The sequence below is a fragment of the Methylobacterium jeotgali genome, from assembly GCF_022179345.1.
GTDB classification, from domain to species: domain Bacteria; phylum Pseudomonadota; class Alphaproteobacteria; order Rhizobiales; family Beijerinckiaceae; genus Methylobacterium; species Methylobacterium jeotgali.
Window position 1 is genome coordinate 43,185 of sequence record NZ_BPQR01000042.1, and the last position, 14,635, is coordinate 57,819.

The 14,635-nt window shown below is 72.4% G+C and carries 15 protein-coding genes; 5 read left to right on the forward strand and 10 right to left on the reverse strand.

Annotation, left to right across the window (positions count from 1 at the left end; all coding sequences use genetic code 11):
- Positions 1-6: 6 nt before the first annotated feature.
- Positions 7-1,374, forward strand: a complete 1,368-nt coding sequence (locus tag MFF04_RS12515; RefSeq protein ID WP_238276214.1) for an MATE family efflux transporter — start codon at positions 7-9, stop codon at positions 1,372-1,374.
- Here MFF04_RS12515 and MFF04_RS12520 read toward each other — a convergent pair.
- On the reverse strand, positions 1,339-1,662 hold the full coding sequence (locus MFF04_RS12520; RefSeq protein WP_238276216.1) for a hypothetical protein: 324 nt from the start codon (positions 1,660-1,662) through the stop codon (positions 1,339-1,341). The genes MFF04_RS12515 and MFF04_RS12520 overlap by 36 nt on opposite strands.
- Positions 1,663-1,740: 78 nt before the next feature.
- Entirely contained in the window at positions 1,741-2,130 is a 390-nt protein-coding gene (locus MFF04_RS12525; protein ID WP_238276218.1) for a tautomerase family protein, read from the reverse strand.
- Between the two features lie 217 nt (positions 2,131-2,347).
- Between MFF04_RS12525 and MFF04_RS12530 the strand changes: the two genes are divergently transcribed.
- Positions 2,348-3,232 carry an HpcH/HpaI aldolase/citrate lyase family protein gene (locus MFF04_RS12530; protein WP_238276219.1) on the forward strand — a complete coding sequence of 295 codons (885 nt, stop codon included), beginning with the start codon at positions 2,348-2,350 and terminating at the stop codon, positions 3,230-3,232.
- A gap of 48 nt (positions 3,233-3,280) precedes the next feature.
- On the opposite strand, the gene MFF04_RS12535 is transcribed toward MFF04_RS12530, so the two are convergent.
- The 4 genes from MFF04_RS12535 to MFF04_RS12550 all read right to left on the reverse strand — a co-directional run bounded on the left by MFF04_RS12535 (position 3,281) and on the right by MFF04_RS12550 (position 5,477).
- Positions 3,281-3,562, reverse strand: a complete 282-nt coding sequence (locus MFF04_RS12535) for a GCG_CRPN prefix-to-repeats domain-containing protein (protein ID WP_238276221.1) — start codon at positions 3,560-3,562, stop codon at positions 3,281-3,283.
- Between the two features lie 86 nt (positions 3,563-3,648).
- Positions 3,649-4,737, reverse strand: a complete 1,089-nt coding sequence (locus MFF04_RS12540; RefSeq protein WP_238276223.1) for a quinone-dependent dihydroorotate dehydrogenase — start codon at positions 4,735-4,737, stop codon at positions 3,649-3,651.
- The gene (locus tag MFF04_RS12545; RefSeq protein ID WP_238276225.1) at positions 4,734-5,081 is read right to left on the reverse strand and encodes a DUF952 domain-containing protein; all 348 of its coding nucleotides are present in this window, start codon (positions 5,079-5,081) and stop codon (positions 4,734-4,736) included. Before MFF04_RS12545 ends, MFF04_RS12540 begins: the two co-directional genes overlap by 4 nt.
- Positions 5,082-5,153: 72 nt before the next feature.
- On the reverse strand, positions 5,154-5,477 hold the full coding sequence (locus MFF04_RS12550; protein WP_238276226.1) for a hypothetical protein: 324 nt from the start codon (positions 5,475-5,477) through the stop codon (positions 5,154-5,156).
- A gap of 217 nt (positions 5,478-5,694) precedes the next feature.
- Here MFF04_RS12550 and MFF04_RS12555 point away from each other — a divergent pair, with 217 nt between their 5' ends.
- From MFF04_RS12555 to MFF04_RS12565, 3 genes are all read left to right on the forward strand, one after another.
- The gene (locus tag MFF04_RS12555; RefSeq protein ID WP_238276227.1) at positions 5,695-6,327 is read left to right on the forward strand and encodes a S24 family peptidase; all 633 of its coding nucleotides are present in this window, start codon (positions 5,695-5,697) and stop codon (positions 6,325-6,327) included.
- Positions 6,328-6,608: 281 nt separating this feature from the next.
- On the forward strand, positions 6,609-7,712 hold the full coding sequence (locus MFF04_RS12560; protein WP_373320047.1) for an ATP-binding protein: 1,104 nt from the start codon (positions 6,609-6,611) through the stop codon (positions 7,710-7,712).
- A 71-nt stretch (positions 7,713-7,783) separates the two neighbouring features.
- Positions 7,784-8,773 carry a Tim44 domain-containing protein gene (locus MFF04_RS12565; RefSeq protein WP_238276229.1) on the forward strand — a complete coding sequence of 330 codons (990 nt, stop codon included), beginning with the start codon at positions 7,784-7,786 and terminating at the stop codon, positions 8,771-8,773.
- A gap of 37 nt (positions 8,774-8,810) precedes the next feature.
- Here MFF04_RS12565 and rsmA read toward each other — a convergent pair whose 3' ends face one another.
- The 4 genes from rsmA to lptG form a co-directional block, all read right to left on the reverse strand.
- Entirely contained in the window at positions 8,811-9,671 is an 861-nt protein-coding gene (rsmA, locus tag MFF04_RS12570; protein ID WP_238276356.1) for a 16S rRNA (adenine(1518)-N(6)/adenine(1519)-N(6))-dimethyltransferase RsmA, read from the reverse strand.
- Between the two features lie 2 nt (positions 9,672-9,673).
- Entirely contained in the window at positions 9,674-10,804 is a 1,131-nt protein-coding gene (pdxA, locus tag MFF04_RS12575; protein ID WP_238276230.1) for a 4-hydroxythreonine-4-phosphate dehydrogenase PdxA, read from the reverse strand.
- A 39-nt stretch (positions 10,805-10,843) separates the two neighbouring features.
- On the reverse strand, positions 10,844-13,435 hold the full coding sequence (locus tag MFF04_RS12580; RefSeq protein WP_238276231.1) for an LPS-assembly protein LptD: 2,592 nt from the start codon (positions 13,433-13,435) through the stop codon (positions 10,844-10,846).
- 107 nt (positions 13,436-13,542) lie between these two features.
- Entirely contained in the window at positions 13,543-14,631 is a 1,089-nt protein-coding gene (gene lptG, locus MFF04_RS12585) for an LPS export ABC transporter permease LptG (protein WP_238276358.1), read from the reverse strand.
- Positions 14,632-14,635: the final 4 nt, after the last annotated feature.

Here is a 14,635-nt window from a genome sequence, read left to right on the forward strand (position 1 = left end):
GATGCCATGACCACTCCGCTCCCCGTGACGGGCCGGCGCGTCCTCGCGCTCGCCCTGCCGATGACGCTCGCCCACGTCACGACGCCGCTCCTCGGCTTCGTCGGCGCGGCGGTGATCGGGCGGCTCGGCGACGCGGCGCTGCTCGGAGCGGCAGCGCTCGGCGCGGTGATCTTCGACGCGATCTTCTGGTCCTTCGGGTCGCTGCGCATGGCGACCGCCGGACTCACCGCGCAGGCGGTCGGTGCCCGCGACGCCGCCGAGGTCGACCGCACGCTCGCCCGCTCGCTCGCTGCCGGAGCCGCCGCCGGGCTCTTGCTCGTGCTGCTTCAGGTGCCGCTCGCGGCGGTCGCCTTCGCGGTTGCCGGCTCCAGCGAGGCGGTGACGGCAGGGCTCGCGACCTACTTCCACGTGCGCATCCTCGCCTCGCCCTTCACCCTGGCGAACTACGCCGTGCTCGGCTCGGTGCTGGGGCGCGGCCGCACCGATCTCGGGCTGGCGATCCAGGTCGCGATCAACCTCGTGAACGTGGGGCTGACGCTGCTGCTGGTGCTCGGCTTCGGGCTCGGGCTGACCGGCGCGGCGCTTGCCACGGTGATCGCGGAGGCCTCGGGCCTGATGCTCGGACTCCTCATCCTGGCGCGGCTCGGCTCGCGGCCCTTCTCCGTGAAGCTCGCGGAGGTGCTCGACGGGCCGGCGCTCCGGCGGACGCTCAGCGTCAACGTCGACGTGATCGTGCGCACGCTCGCCCTCGTCGCGGCGATCATAATCTTCTCGGCCCTCGGGGCGCGCTCCGGCGACACCATCCTCGCGGCGAACGCCGTGCTCTGGAATCTCTTCCTGATCGGCGGCTTCTTCCTCGACGGCTTCGCCACCGCCGCCGAGACCCTGTGCGGGCAGGCGGTCGGGGCCCGCGACGAGGAGGCCTTCCGCAAGGCGGCTGCCTTGAGCCTGCGCTGGTGCCTCGGCTTCGGGGTGGCGGTGAGCGCCATCGCCTGGTTCGGGGGCGGCCCCTTCATCGACGCGGTGACGACGAGCCCGGAGGTGCGCGAGGCGGCCCGCCGCTACCTGCCGGCCGCCGCGCTGGCGCCGCTGATCGCGGCGCTGCCCTTCGCCTTCGACGGCATTTACATCGGCGCCACCTGGACGCGCGCGATGCGCGACCTGATGCTCGCCGCGCTCCTCGCCTACGGCGGCATGCTCGTGGTCGCGCGGCTCGGCGAGTTCGGCAACGGCGGCCTCTGGGCGGCCTTCCTCGGCTTCCTCGCCGCCCGGGGCATCGGCCAGGCGCTCGCCTATCCCGGCCTCACCCGCCGCACCTTCCCCGGCGGCGCGCCCGCCTCAGCGGGGATCGCGCCAGGCCGCGCCGCCGACTGAGCCGGTCGCGGCGGGCGCCGCCCGGCGCTCCTCCGCGGCCCGCACCGGACGGCGGACCGGCGCCTCGCTGCGGCGCATGCGGGCCCGGCGATACCTGCGAGGCCGCTCGGTCGAGGAGCCCACCACGCCGCCGACGATGGCGCCGGCCACCGCGCCGATGGGTCCCCCGACGAGCGCCCCCGCCACGGCGCCGCTGCCGACCCCGAGGGTCGTGTTGCTCGCCGCCCGCGCGGGCCCGCCGAGGCAGAGCGCCGCCGCCACCATCGCTCCGAGGCAGATGCCCTTCATGCGTTCTTCCGTCCCTCGTTCACAGGATCCTGTGATCCGCTGTGTCGGCGGAATGGGACGAAACGCGGGCAGCGGCCCCTACAGCTCGCCGGTGAGGAACTGCGCGCGGCCGTTGCCGAAGCTCCAGTCGGCGTCGGAGTTGACGATGCAGGAGACCATCACGTCCGAGGGCGCGATGCCGCAGCGCGCCTCCAGCTTCTCGGTGAGCAGCCGATAGAAGGTCTGCTTGGCCTCCTCGGGGCGGGGCCGCGTGACCATCTGCACCACCACAACGTCGCGGGTGCGGGGGATGCCGAGGCCGGTATCCTCGACGATCATCCGGCTCGGCTTGTGCTCGCTGACGATCTGGTAGCGGTCGCCGGGCGGCACCTTGAAGGCTTCGAGCATCGCCTCGTGGGCGGCGTCGAGCAGGGTCTTCAATGCCTCGTCCGTGCGGCCCTCGACGACGTGGAAATGAAGGAGCGGCATCTCGAACTCTCCGTTGCGGGGCGTGGCGGATCAATGGAGCGGCCTTCCTCCCGCGGCAACCGCCCCCGGAAGGCGCGGATCGCGCTCCAGGGTGTCAAACCGCCCCGATCCTCGCCTGTGCAGATGCGAGAGGGCTGGTGCGCAGCGCAACATCAGCTAGGCTTCCGCCCGACACCGGGCCCGTAGAACCCGGGCGACTCGATCAAGGGAAAACGCCATGTCCGACCTGCGCCTGCGCCGAAGCGTCCTCTACATGCCGGGCTCGAATCTTCGCGCCCTGGAGAAGGCCAAGACGCTGCCCGCCGATTCGCTGATCCTCGACCTCGAGGACGCGGTGGGCGCCGAGGAGAAGGAGCTCGCCCGCGAGCAGGTCTGCGCCGCCGTGCGCAGCCGGGCCTACGGCGACCGGGAGCTGATCATCCGCGTCAACGCCCCGGCCACCCCCTGGGGCGAGGCCGATCTCCGGGCGGCGATCGAGGCGCGGCCCGACGCCATCCTGATGCCGAAGGTCTCCTCGCCGGCCGTGCTCGAGAGCATCGCCAACCATCTCGAGGCCCTCGACGCGCCCGACGACATCGACGTCTGGGCGATGATCGAGACGCCCGCCGCGATCCTCAACATCCACGAGATCGCCAAGGCCCGCCGCGACCGCCGCACCCGGCTGACCTGCTTCGTGCTCGGCACCAACGATCTCGCCAAGGACACCTGGGCCCAGCTCGTGCCCGGCCGCGTGCCGATGCTGCCCTGGATCATGATGTCGCTCGCGGCCGCCCGCGCCGAGGGCCTGACCATCCTCGACGGCGTCTGGAACGACATCTCGGACGTGGACGGCTGCCGCGAGGAGTGCCGCCAAGCCCGCGACCTCGGCTTCGACGGCAAGACGCTGATCCACCCGAACCAGTTGGAGCCCGCCAACACCTGCTTCGCGCCCACCGACGAGGAGGTGCGCCGGGCCCGCCTCGTCATCGACGCCTTCGGCCTGCCCGAGAACGCCAAGCGCGGCGCCATCAAGGTCGAGGGCCGCATGTACGAGCGCCAGCACATCGGCATGGCCAAGCGCGCCGTCACCTGGTCCGAGGCGATCGCCGCCAAGGGGTTCTAGGAGCTCGAAAGGCCGCGGCCCGCGAGAGCGCGGCCGCGGCCTCTCCGATCACCAGCGGTGGTGCCAGCCGCCCCACGGGCGATGATGCCAGCCGCCGCGCCAGCCGGCATGGTGCCACCCGCCCCAGTGGGGACGATGCCAGCCGTAGTGCCAGCGCGGGCCGTAGGCGGGGCGCCAGCCCCAGCGGGGACCGTAGAGGTTCGGCCGGCAGTAGCCGTAGTAGCCGCGGTGGAAGCCGGGACCGCAGCCATCGCGGGCCTCGGCGACCGTGGCGGTGCCGGCGAGGGTTCCGAGGGCGAGAAGGGCCGCTCCGGCCAGTCTCAGATGCATGATCGCCTCCCGTTCCAGAGGGGCCGCGCCTTGCGGCCGCCCATGGAATGCGGAGGCGCTCCGCACCGTTTCAAGATGACGAATCTTTAACCTTCCAGCTCTCCGCCGGCGGCGAGCGCCTCCGCCTCGCCGCCGACCGCCCGCGCGATCGAGCCGAGGCCGGAGGCAGCGAGCCGGGCGGTGAGCCCCTGCTTGATCTCGTCGACGAGACCGGGACCGTCGTAGACGAGCGCCGAGTAGAGCTGCACGAGGCTCGCGCCGGCGCGGATCTTGGTCCAGGCGGCCTCGGCCGAGTCGACGCCGCCGACGCCGATCAGCGGCACCTGGTTGCCGACCCGCAGGCGCGCCTGCGCCAGGAGCCGGGTCGAGGGGCCGAAGAGCGGCCGGCCGGAGAGGCCGCCGGCCTCGGCGGCGAGCCCGGTCTCCCGCAGGGTGGGAGGCCGCGCGATCGTGGTGTTCGAGACGACCAGTCCCGAGACGCCCCGGCGCCCGGCGGTCATGCAGATCGCATCGAGGGCCTCAAGGCCGATATCGGGGGCGATCTTGAGGAGCACGGGCGTCGCAGGGGCCGCCTCGTCCCGAGCCTCCGAGACGCGGGCCAGCAGCTCGTCCAGGAAGGCCTCGCCCTGGAGGTCGCGCAGGCCCGGCGTGTTCGGCGAGGAGACGTTGACGGTGACGAAGCCCGCGAGCGGCGCCAAGCGCTTCGTGCAGGCGACGTAGTCGGCGAGCCGGTCGGCGGATTCCTTGTTGGCGCCGATGTTGACGCCGACGATGCCGGGCCGGTCGCGACGCGCCTCCAGGCGCCGGGCGACGATGTCGAGCCCCTCGCTGTTGAGGCCGAAGCGGTTGATGACCGCGCGGTCGCGGGAGAGGCGGAAGACGCGCGGGCGGGGATTGCCGGGCTGGGGCTCGGGCACCACCCCGCCGACCTCCACGAAGCCGAAGCCGAGCCCGAGGAGGGCGTCGGCGGCGACCGCGCCCTTGTCGAAGCCGGCGGCGAGCCCGACCGGGTTCGGGAAGCGCTGCCCGAACAGGTCGACCGCGAGGCGCGGATCGTCGGCGGCGGGCGCGCGCGGCGGCAGCATCGAAAGCGCCCGCAGGGTGACGGTATGCGCCTGCTCGGGATCGAGCCGGTGCAGGAGCGGGCGGGCGAGGGGGAAGAGCGCGGCGATCACGGCGCGTCTCCATCCGGGAACAGGTGGCGGCCTTCCGGCCCGAGGGGCAGGGGGCGCACGGAGCGGACCGCCGCGACCGGCAGCGGGCCGTAGAGATGCGGGAACAGGTCGCCGCCGCGCGAGGGCTCGTAGCGCAGGGCGTTGCCGAGGGCATCGCCGTCGACGGCAACGAGCAGCAGGCCGTCCTGCCCGGCGAAGTGGCGGGCGGCGGTCTCGCGCATCTGCGTGGCGGTGGAGAAGTGGATGAAGCCGTCCGCGCGGTCGACCTCGGAGCCCTCGAAGCGGCCGGCGGCCTCGGCGGCGCGCCAGAGCGGGGCGGGGCAGATCTTGTAGACGAGGCTCATGGCGGGGCCGACGGGCGGGGAACGGGTTCGGAGCGGCTGCGATAGTCCGCCCCGCCGGCCGCCGCAACGGCGTCAGCGCGTGCGGCTCTCCCGGCGCTGGCGCACCGTCGCCAGGATGGCCTTGTGCGGGACGGGCTCCGGCCCGCCGCTGCGCGCCGCCGGGGGCTCCGCGAGGGGCACGGGCGGCTCCTCGATCACCGGCCGCCGCTCGAGACGCATGACGCTCACCGTGCGCTCGCGCTTGCCGAACAGCGACAGCACGCAGAAGCCGAGCAGGCAGGCGACCGCGAACAGGATCGCTCCGCCGTTCGGCCGCTCCTGCACCATCACGGCGAGGAGGCCGAGGACGGCGAGGGCTGCGGCAAGTCCGCGCGGCGAGAGGGGATCGGACGACATGCCGGTACGGTACGGCCGGCCCCTCACAGCCCCGTGAAAGGGATGGGCCGCATTTGAGCGATTCTTCCACGATGGTGAATCGTTCCGCGCCGGGCGGAACCGATGACGCGGTTCCGCATATCTAGCCGGGACCCGCGATTGCCCACGGCGCAGGTTCAGCATATATTCCTATATGTAGGTCTCCCGTCTCAGGAGGCCGATCAATCCCGAGCCTGCGATGCTGTCCCACGAGCAGATCTGGACCGCGATCGACCGTCTGGCCGAGCGCTACGGTTTCTCGGCGTCGGGGCTCGCCCGCCACGCGGGGCTCGACGCTACGAGCTTCAACCGCTCGAAGCGCGTCGGGGCCGACGGGCGCAAGCGCTGGCCCTCCACGGAATCGGTCTCGAAGGTGCTCGCGGCGACGGGCGCCCAGCTCGACGATTTCCTCCGCCTCATCGAGCCGGGCGAGCGCGTCCGGCGGGCCACGGTGCCCCTCGTCGGCATGACGCGGGCCGGCTCGGGCCGGGTCTTCTCCGACGACGGCGTGCCGGTGGGCGGACCGGGCTGGGAGGAGATCGACTTTCCCGACCTCACCGACGAGCGCGCCTTCGCCGTCGAGGTCCAGGGCGATTCGATGGAGCCTCTCTACCGGGACGGGGACGTGCTCATCGTCTCCCCCTCCGCCGACCTCCGGAAGGGGGACCGGATCGTGGTGCGGCTTGGCAACGGCGAGGTCCTGGCCAAGGAGCTGAAGCGGCGCACGGCCCGCACCATCGAGCTCGCCTCCCTCAATCCCGCCCATCCCGACCGGGTCGTCAATCTCGGCGAGGTCGCCTGGATGGCGCGCGTGATGTGGGTGCGGCAGTAATCCGACGCCTCGGCCGCCTTCCGGGCACGGCGCCCGTCTCCCGCGACGATGGAACGTTCTGAATACGTGGTGGTCATCTAGGAATGCTTCCGACGATCCATCGATCGGTCGGGCAGAGGCGACGTTCCATGTCACCGGCCGGTGAGGTCGAGCCTCGGTCCGATCGCCGGGCCCGGGGCGCCCCGCTTCCCGCGCCCTTCCGTTGCGGATATCCATGACGGGATGGCCCCGGCCGCCCTGCGAGAGGTGACGTGGAACCGCCCCAACCGGATGCCCCCGCCTTGGCCGAGAACGCGCGGGACCCCGCGGCGGACCCCGCCGAGATCGCCCGAAGAGACCTCCTCGCCGCCGCCGCGATTCCCTCCTATCTGGCCGACGCCTCGCGGCCGGGCGCGCCGCTGACCTACGCCAACCCGGCACTCCTCGCCCTCACCGGCCGGAGCGAGGCGGAGCTTCTCGGGCAGGGCATCGGCAGCCTCGCCATGCAGCCCCGCGAGGACATGCCGGACGGCGACTTCCTGGCGCGGCGGGCCGACGGCGCCTCGTTCTGGGCGAGCCTCACGACCGCCGAGCTTCCCGGCACGGGCCTGCGCCTCGGCCACGTCCTCGACGCCAGCCGCCGCCGCGACGCGGAGGATGCGCTCGCTCTGTCCCGGCAGCGGGAGGCGCTGGGGCTGCTCACCAACAGCGTCGCCCATGAGTTCAACAACTTCCTCCAGATTCTCGTCGGCTACATCGACGGCCTGCGCCGCCGCCTCGGGGATTCGCCGGAGCCCTTCGTACAGCGGGCGGTGGTGCGGGCGACGGACGCGGCGGAGCGGGCGACCGTCCTGACCCGCCAGCTCCTCGCCTTCTCGCGTCGGATCGCTCCGGACGTGCGGCCGGTGGACCTCGACGCCCTCGTTGCCGGCTTCGCGGAGCGGCTGCGGCCGATCTTGCCGCCGGGCGTGCGCCTCGAGGTGCAAGGCACGCCGGACCTCCCCAAGGCGCTGAGCAACCCGACGCAGGTCGAACTGGCCCTCGGCCACATCGTCGCCAACGCCTGCGAGGCGATGGCGGGCAGCGGCACGATCACGCTGGCGACCTGCCGGATCGAGAGCGGCGACCGCACGGCGATGGGCTCGCCCTCCGGCTCGGTCGGCCTCGTCGTGACCGATACGGGGCCGGGGATGTCCCCGGAGATGGCAGCCCGGGCGCTCGCTCCCTTCGCGACGAGCCGCGAGGCCGGTCGCGGCGTGGGGCTCGCCATCGTCCACGGCCTCATGAAGCGGCAGAACGGCACCGTCGCCCTCGACAGCCGGCCGGGGGAGGGCACCGGCGTGCGCCTGATCTTTCCCGCGGCGCAGGCGGAGCGGATGCATCATTCATCCATTCGGCCGGACTAAAACGCGCGCGCAGCCGTCTCCATATATGGGAAGCGGCCGCGTATCGCGCCGCTCTGTGACAGGGACCCTCGATGCGCTCCAACACCACGCGACGCCGGTACACCGCCCTGGCGCTCGCCGTCGCAGCGGCGCTCACCGTCTCCGCCCCGGTCGTCGAGGCCCGGCCCGGCGGCGGCGGCAGCGCCGGCTCGCGCGGCAGCCGCACCTTCAACGCGCCCGCCGCGACCCCGACCGCGCCGACGGCGGCGCCGATGCAGCGCACCCAGGCCCAGCCCGGCATGACCAACCCCGGCATGCAGGCGAACCAGGGCCGGCGCTTCGGCGGCGGCTTCTTCGCGGGCCTGCTCGGCGCGGGCCTGCTCGGCGCCCTCATCGGCGGCGGCTTCTTCGGCGGGCTCGGCGGCATCGCCTCCTTCCTCGGCCTGCTCCTGCAGGTCGGCCTGATCGCGGGCCTCATCTTCCTCGCCGTGCGCTTCTTCCGCCGCCGCCAGCAGGGCACCCCGGCCGCGGCCGGCCCGGCGCCCTACGCCCGCAACGATCTCGGCGGCCAGGGTCCCGGCGGGCAGGGCTACGACCAGCGTCCTTCGCCGGCCGGCAACACCGGCATGGGCGGCGGCATCGGCGGGATGGGAATCGGCGCCCAGCGGCCGGCGCAGCAGCGTCCGGTCCAGATCGGCCCGAACGACTATCAGGCCTTCGAGCAGCTGCTCGGCGAGGTCCAGGACGCCTACTCGCAGGAGGACGTGAAGGCGCTGCGCAACCTCGCGACGCCGGAGATGGCCGGCTACTTCGAGGAGGAGCTGCGCGCCAACGCCGCCCGCGGAATCGTCAACCGCATCTCCGACGTGAAGCTCCTCCAGGGCGACCTCTCGGAGGCCTGGGGCGAGGGCGCGCAGGACTACGCCACGGTCGCCATGCGCTACGCCCTCAAGGACGTGAAGCTCGACCGCGCCAGCAACCGCGTCGTCGGCACCGAGCCCTCGGAGGCGACCGAGCTCTGGACCTTCACCCGCCGCCCCGGCGGGGCCTGGACGCTCTCGGCGATCCAGCAGACCGCCTGACCACGGTCGCGACGTCAGACCATCGAGGCCGGTCCGCTCAGCGCGGGCCGGCCTTTCTCATGTCGTCGAGGGCGTTGGCCAGCGCCACGAATCCTTCCACAGGCACCTCCTCGGCCCGCGCGGTCTCCGCGATCCCGACGCCTGCGAGCAGCGAGGCGGGATCGGGGGTGATCCCCTTCAGGCTCTGGCGCAGCATCTTGCGGCGCTGGCCGAAGGCGGCGCGGGTGAGGACCTCCAGCGTGGCGGCGCGGCAGGGCAGGGGCGCGGCGCGCGGCACCAGCCGCACGATGCTGGACGTGACCTTCGGCGGCGGCACGAAGGCCGAGGGCGCCACGTCGAACAGGATGTGGGCGTCCGTCCGCCAGCCGCAGAGCACGCCGAGACGGCCGTAATCGGCCCGCTCCTCGGGCGTCGCGACGATGCGCTCGGCCACTTCCCGCTGGAACATCAGGGTCAGCGAGTCCCACCAGGGCGGCCAGGATTCTCCCTCCAGCCAGCCGGTGAGGAGCGCAGTGCCGACGTTGTAGGGGAGGTTGGCGACGATCCGCGCGGGACCATCGCCGATCATCGGGCGCGGATCGAAGGCGAGGGCGTCGGCCTCCACCACCTCCAGCCGGCCGGGATAATGGGCGGCGATCTCCGCGAGCGCCGGCAGCGCCCGCGGGTCGCGCTCGATGGCGATGACCTTCCCCGCCCCCTCGGCCAGCAGCGCCCGGGTGAGCCCGCCGGGGCCGGGCCCGACCTCGACCACGGTGACGCCGTCGAGCGGACCGGCGGCGCGGGCGATCCGGCCTGTGAGGTTGAGGTCGAACAGGAAATTCTGGCCGAGTGCCTTGCGCGGCTCCAGATCGTGGCGCCGCACCACGTCGCGCAGGGGCGGCAGGCCGTCGGGGCTCAGGCTCACAGCTCGTCGGTCGGGTCGAAATGCGTCGGCCGCGCCGGACGGGGCCGGTCGGCGTAGGCGCTGATCGGGATGACCTGCGCCGTCGCCGGCCGGGCGATGCGCGCCGCCTCGGCGCGGGCGAGGCGGTCGGCGAGGCGGATCGCGGCGATCAGGCTGTCGGGCCGGGCGATGCCCTTGCCGGCGATGTCGAAGGCGGTGCCGTGATCCGGCGAGGTCCGGATGAAGGGCAGGCCGAGGGTGACGTTGACGCCCTCGTCGAAGGCCAGGGTCTTCGCCGGGATCAGCGCCTGATCGTGGGTCGGCGCCAGCGCCACGTCGTAGGTCTCGCGGGCGCGGGCGTGGAAGAGGGTGTCGGCGGGCAGCGGCCCCCGGATGTCCAGCCCCTCGCCGCGCAGCAGCGCCACGGCGGGCTCCAGCACGTCGCGGTCCTCGGTGCCGATGGTGCCGGCTTCGCCCGCGTGGGGATTCAGCCCGGCGAGGACGAGACGGGGGGAGGCGAGGCTGAAGCGCTGCCGCAGGTCGCGGGCGACGATGCGCACCGTCTCCATCACCAGCTCGCGGGTGAGGAGCCGCGGCACCTCGGCGACGGGCACGTGGATCGTCACCGGCACCACCGCCAGCGCCTCGCTCCAGATCATCATCACCGGCCGGGGCTGCGGCTCGCCGGCGGGCACGCTGAGGGCGGCGAGGAACTCGGTATGGCCGGGATGGGCGAAGCCGACCGCGGTGAGCACGTGCTTGGCGATCGGGTTGGTGACGACGGCCGAGGCCCGGCCGGCCCGCACGAAACCGACCGCGGCGGAGATCGACTCGATCGTCGCGCCGGCCTGGGCCGTGTCGGGGCGGCCGGGCTCGGCCTCGATCGCGGCGCCGCTCGGCAGGGGCACCACCGGCAGTGCCCGGGGAAAGACCTCGGCGGCAGTCTCCGGATCGATCGCGGCGACCGGCACCGAGAGCCCGAGCCGGTTGGCGGCGCGCTCGACGAAGTCCGGGTCGGCGACGAGGAAGAAGGGCGGCAGCATCGGCTGCGCCACCCGCATCCGCCAGGCGGCGAGCGCCAGCTCCGGGCCGATGCCGGCGGGATCGCCCAGCGTGAGCGCGAGCGGGGGGATCGCGGGGTCCGTCATGCCTGCCTCGCCGGGGCTCTTACCGTCGCCGCGCCCGGCTCAGCGGACCGCGGAGATGCCGTCGGCGGTGGAGACGGTGCCGACGTTCTGGCGCAGGTCGGCCTCGCCCAGGGTCTTCAGCTCGACGCGCAGGAGCACCGTCTGGTTGCGCTCGCGCACGCCGATGGCGGTGGCGATCGGCGAGACGATGTAGTTCAGCGACACCGTGGTGCACTCGTCCTGGTAGCCGCCGCCGAAGCTCATGCCCGAGAGGTAGAAGCGCCCCGGGTTCTGGTAGATCGGCGCGATGCCCACCGGGTTCGAGAGGTAGGAGCGGAAGGCGTCCGCGTAGAGGTCGCGAGTGTCGAGGTAGTGGGTGAGGTCGACGAGCGCGGAGCCGGTCACGAACCAGTTCGGCGTGATGTTGTAGGTCGCGGTCGCGGTGATGCCCTCGCGCCGGTGCGAGAAGCCGAGCAGGGGCTGCGCCTCGTAGTAGGAGTAGAAGGCCGAGACCGAGAGCGGCAGGAACGGCGCGAAGCGCGCGGTGACGCCCGCCTCGAAGCGGTTGACCTTGAAGTCCGCCTGATCGAACCGCGCCCGGCTGATGAAGCTGATGTTCTGGTTCGGCGAGACCTGGAAGCGGCCGACGAAGTCGGAGCGGCGGGTCTCGAGGCCCGATTCGAGGCCGACATTGGCGAGGTCGCCCCGGCGGAACGAGTTGACGCCCGCGACCTGGATCGACTCGCCGAAGAGCACGTTCGCGTACCAGCCGGCCGGGGTGACGACGGAGTACTGGCCGCCGAGATTGGCGCGCACGCCGCCCTCGACCCGGTCGTAGCCTGAGAACTTGTCCCACTCGAACAGGGAGGTGTCGTCGAAGACGAGGCTCTGGGCGTCCTCGTTCGGCAGGCGGCCGATCCGGGTCTCGCTCGGGCGGGCGACGATCTGGGCGATGGGCTCCAGGGTGTGGACGCCGAGATTCCCGAACTCGCCGACGAAGGGATAGCGGTAGTCGAGGCCGACCGCCGGCATCACCCGGCCCGAGAAGCCGTCATGGACGTTGGCGATCGTCGGCACGAGGGCGTTCTGGTAGCCTGAGAGGCTCGGGTTCACGAAGAACGCATCCGTGCGCAGGTAGGCGAAGGGCGTGAAGACCTGGCCCGAGGGGTCGATGAAGCTGCGCCGCCAGGACAGCATCGCCGAGGCGCGGGTATCCGTTCCGGCCAGCCCCCGCACCAGGCAGGAGGCCCGGTTGAAGGCCGAGCAGGTCTCGTAGAGCGGGTAGCTGATGCCGTTGTAGCTCGGGCTGAACAGGTAGCTGCCGCTGCGCGGCAGGCCCTGGAAGTCCGTCGCCTCGCGGGTCAGGCTGGTGAGGTTCGCCTCGAAGCGCACCTCGCCGCCGAGGGGGGCGGGGCCGTTGATGCGCTTGTCGTAGTCGATCACCGGCGCGACGATCGGCTGCTCCTTCTGCCAGTCGAAGCTCGACAGGCCCTTGAAGTAGTAGCCCCGCGCCTCGAACCAGGAGCGGTCGCCCTGGCCGATCAGGTAGCCGGTGGAGACCGCCTCGCGGAAATAGTCCGTGGTGATGGTCTGGTTGCGGATGCGGTAGTTGTCGAGGAACCACTTGTCGGTGACGCCGACGAGATCCCAGCCCGTGCGCCAGCGGTCGTTGATGTAGAAGCGGCCCTTGCTCTCGATGGAGCCGCGGAAGTCGCGGTCGCCGGCACCGAGCGGACCGGGCAGGAAGGCGCTCGGCGTCGTCTGGAAGATGCCCGAGAGGCGCAGCGAGTAGGATCCGGTCTCGAGCCGGTGCCGGAACTCGGCCTGGCCCAGCACGCCCTGCCGCGACAGGAAGGCCGGCGACAGGGTGAGGTCGTAGTTCGGCGCGAGGTTGAAGAAGAACGGCACCGCGACGCCGCTGCCGAGCGCCGTCGAGGAGATGAAGCGCGGCGTCAGGAAGCCGGTCTTGCGCTTCACCGTCGGGTCCGCCGCCTCGAAATAGGGCAGGTACGCGACGGGGATGCCGGCGAGTTCGAGGGTCGATTCCTCGAAGGAGATCGTGTGGGTGACGTTGTCGTGGATGATCTTGGCGGCGCGCACCTGCCAGAGCGGGGGCACCTCCGGGCGCTCCTTGCACGGCTCGCAGGCGGTGTAGGTGCCGTAGTCGAAGCTGGTCTGGTCGCCGTTCACCCGCTCGGCGCGGGGCGCCGAGAACCGGGTGCGGACGGTCTCGCCCTTCTGCTCGACGGTCTGCTGGATGCGGAGCGAATCGATGAAGCCGTTCTTGAAGTCGTCCGTCAGCTCCATGCGGTCGCCGGTGACGACGGCGCCGTCCTGGTCGGTCAGGCGGACGTTGCCCTCGGCGAAGACCCGCGAGGAGGCGCGGTCGTAGCGCACGCTGTCGGCCTGGAGGGTGCGCGGGCCGTAGTGCAGCTCGGCGTTGCCGCGGGCGGTGACCGTGTTCTTGTCGTTGTCGTAGATCAGCTCGTCGGCCTCGACGAGGAGCTTGTCGCCAGGCTTTCCGGCCGCCGCCTTCGGCGTGGCCTGGGTGCCGGCCGGGCGCGCGGCCGCGCCGGTCGCGGCGAGCGGCGCCACGGCCAGGGTCAGCGCCAGCAAGCCGGCGGCGATCGCGATGTCGGCGACCCTACGCAACGCGCGTCCCAACTCCTGCCACGACCCGATCCCCTGCGGCGCCGGCCCGGCGCCCTGGTCTTCCACGCCCCCCGACGTGCCCGCGGCCGAAGCCTGTCCGCGGGAGCCTAACCGTCCTCCTGGTACAGAAGCGTGACCGTACCGAGGAGGCTTCCTACCACGGCCGGGAACCACGCGGCGATGCCCGGCGCGACGATTCCCGAGGCCCCGAGCCCTTCCATCACCTGGCGCACGACGTACAGGGCGAACCCCGCGGCGACCCCTCCGAGCACGAGCTTTCCCACGCCACCAAAGCGGAAGAAGCGTAAGGAAACGGTTGCGGCGACGAGGACCATGGCCACGAAGAGCATGGGCCTCGCCAGCAGCACATCATACTGGAGTCGGTAGCGGGTGGCATCCAACCCCGCCCGTTCGTTGCGCGCGATGGTCTCGGGAAGTTGCCAGAAAGGCACAGACTCGGGAGGGGTGAAGCGCTGCCGCACCTGACCCGGGTCGAGGGTCGAGGCGATGAGGTAGCTGCCGAAGCTCTCCGGCGGCGCGCCCGCACTGAGGAGGCGCGCGTCCGTCAGCTCCCAATAGCCGTCGTGGAGGCTCGCCCGCGCCGCCTCGATCTGCGACACGAAGCGGCCCTCCTCGTCGAAGGTGAAGACCGAGACACCGGCGAGCGTCGTGGTGCCCTCGATCGCCGTCTCGGCGCGGAGGATGGCCTGCCCGTCGAGGCTGCGCTGGCGGATCCAGAGGTCCTTGCCGGAGCTCGCCTTCGTCGCCTTCGCGAAGATCTTGGCCTCGATCTCGGTGGAGCGCTGCTTCAGAGCGGCCGAGAGGGGGTTGTAGACGCCGACCGTGACGAGCCCGACGGCGAGCGCCACGAACACCCCCGGCTGCAGGAACTGCCAAGCGGAGATGCCGGCGGCGCGCGCCACCACCAGCTCCAGCTTGCGCGAGAGCTGGAGGAGGGCGGCCATCGATCCGAACAGCACCGCGAAGGGCAGCACCGCCTCGGCGACGGCGGGCGTCCGGTAGAGGGAGAGCTGCGCCATCAGGCCCGGCGTCGCGCCCTCCGCCTCGCCGGCCCGGCGCAGCAGCTCGACGAAGTCGAGGGTGTAGACGAGGGCGAAGACGGTGACGAACACGCCGAGGATGGTGCGCACGAAGCGCATGGCGAAGTAGCGGCCGAGCGTCGGCCCGATCAGCACCGAC

Coding starts and splice junctions, on each gene's coding strand:
- MFF04_RS12515 (WP_238276214.1), top strand. CDS start 7: ATGACCACTCCGCTCCCCGTGACGGGCCGGCGCGTCCTCGCGCTCGCC.
- MFF04_RS12520 (WP_238276216.1), bottom strand. CDS start 1,662: ATGAAGGGCATCTGCCTCGGAGCGATGGTGGCGGCGGCGCTCTGCCTC.
- MFF04_RS12525 (WP_238276218.1), bottom strand. CDS start 2,130: ATGCCGCTCCTTCATTTCCACGTCGTCGAGGGCCGCACGGACGAGGCA.
- MFF04_RS12530 (WP_238276219.1), top strand. CDS start 2,348: ATGTCCGACCTGCGCCTGCGCCGAAGCGTCCTCTACATGCCGGGCTCG.
- MFF04_RS12535 (WP_238276221.1), bottom strand. CDS start 3,562: ATGCATCTGAGACTGGCCGGAGCGGCCCTTCTCGCCCTCGGAACCCTC.
- MFF04_RS12545 (WP_238276225.1), bottom strand. CDS start 5,081: ATGAGCCTCGTCTACAAGATCTGCCCCGCCCCGCTCTGGCGCGCCGCC.
- MFF04_RS12550 (WP_238276226.1), bottom strand. CDS start 5,477: ATGTCGTCCGATCCCCTCTCGCCGCGCGGACTTGCCGCAGCCCTCGCC.
- MFF04_RS12555 (WP_238276227.1), top strand. CDS start 5,695: ATGCTGTCCCACGAGCAGATCTGGACCGCGATCGACCGTCTGGCCGAG.
- MFF04_RS12565 (WP_238276229.1), top strand. CDS start 7,784: ATGCGCTCCAACACCACGCGACGCCGGTACACCGCCCTGGCGCTCGCC.
- pdxA (WP_238276230.1), bottom strand. CDS start 10,804: ATGACGGACCCCGCGATCCCCCCGCTCGCGCTCACGCTGGGCGATCCC.